Source organism: Anabaena sp. UHCC 0253, assembly GCF_009712085.1.
Classification (GTDB): domain Bacteria; phylum Cyanobacteriota; class Cyanobacteriia; order Cyanobacteriales; family Nostocaceae; genus Dolichospermum.
Genome location: NZ_VILD01000024.1, coordinates 2,501 through 3,963, shown reverse-complemented (window position 1 = coordinate 3,963; position 1,463 = coordinate 2,501). Strand labels below are relative to the sequence as shown.

Annotated in this window: 2 rRNA genes (1 of these 2 cut by a window edge); both read left to right on the top strand. The window is 48.0% G+C overall.

Annotated features, from left to right (window positions below):
* Positions 1 to 251: ribosomal RNA gene (locus tag FJR38_RS27440) — 16S ribosomal RNA — on the top strand; the annotation flags it as partial.
* Between the two features lie 277 nt (positions 252 to 528).
* Positions 529 to 1,463 (top strand): 23S ribosomal RNA (locus tag FJR38_RS27435); it runs 1,899 nt beyond the window's last position.

The following is a 1,463-nucleotide window of genomic DNA, read 5'->3' as shown; positions in this document are numbered from 1 at the left end:
GGAGCTCAGTTCAGATCGAAGGCTGCAACTCGCCTTCGTGAAGGAGGAATCGCTAGTAATTGCAGGTCAGCATACTGCAGTGAATTCGTTCCCGGGCCTTGTACACACCGCCCGTCACACCATGGAAGTTGGTCACGCCCGAAGTCATTACCCCAACCGAAAGGGGGGGGATGCCTAAGGTAGGACTGATGACTGGGGTGAAGTCGTAACAAGGTAGCCGTACCGGAAGGTGTGGCTGGATCACCTCCTTTTAGGGAGACCTAATCCATTTAGAAATCGAAAACAATGTGAGTTGTTAATAGAAACTAAATTGGTCTATCCTAGGTCGGTCGAGATTGGTATAAATCTTTCAAAGTATTATTCGGCTTAGTTCACGAAATAAAAGAATTAATTGACAGGATAAAAGTCAGCACCTAACAAAAAGAGTTAGACTGCTGGGTTGAATTCCAGCCAGAACCTTGAAAACTGCATAAGAGAAAGAGAAGAAGCAGGCAGACGCATGGAAAGATGTGGATGCAAAGAAAAAGTGGTCAAGCTAATAAGGGCTAATGGTGGATACCTAGGCACACAGAGGCGAAGAAGGACGTGGTTACCGACGAAATGTTCCGGGGAGTTGGAAGCAAACTATGAGCCGGAAATATCCGAATGGGGCAACCCTATGTACTACCTGTTGAATATATAGACAGGAAAGAGCCAACCCAGCGAACTGAAACATCTTAGTAGCTGGAGGAAGAGAAATCAAACTAGAGATTCCCTAAGTAGTGGTGAGCGAAAGGGGAAAAGCCTAAACCAAAGGGTTTACCTTTTGGGGTAGTGGGACAGCGATATCGAATCCCGGAGACTAGACGAAACAGCTAAATACTGTACCAGAGGGGGTGAAAGTCCCGTAATCGAAAGTCAAAGGATAGTAGCTGAATCCCGAGTAGCATGGAGCACGAGGAATTCCATGTGAATCAGCGAGGACCACCTCGTAAGGCTAAATACTACTGTGTGACCGATAGTGAACAAGTACCGCGAGGGAAAGGTGAAAAGAACCCCGGAAGGGGAGTGAAATAGAACATGAAACCATAAGCTTACAAGCAGTGGGAGTCCGATTTAACGGATGACCGCGTGCCTGTTGAAGAATGAGCCGGCGACTTATAGGCACTGGTAGGTTAAAGCGAGAATGCTGGAGCCAAAGGGAAACCGAGTCTGAAGAGGGCGATAAATCAGTGTTTATAGACCCGAACCCTGGTGATCTAACCATGTCCAGGATGAAGCTTGGGTAACACCAAGTGGAGGTCCGAACCGACCGATGTTGAAAAATCGGCGGATGAGGTGTGGTTAGGGGTGAAATGCCAATCGAACCAGGAGCTAGCTGGTTCTCCCCGAAATGTGTTGAGGCGCAGCGGTAATGGTTAAATTTGGGGGGTAAAGCACTGTTTCGGTGCGGGCTGGGAGACCGGTACCAAATCGAGACAAAC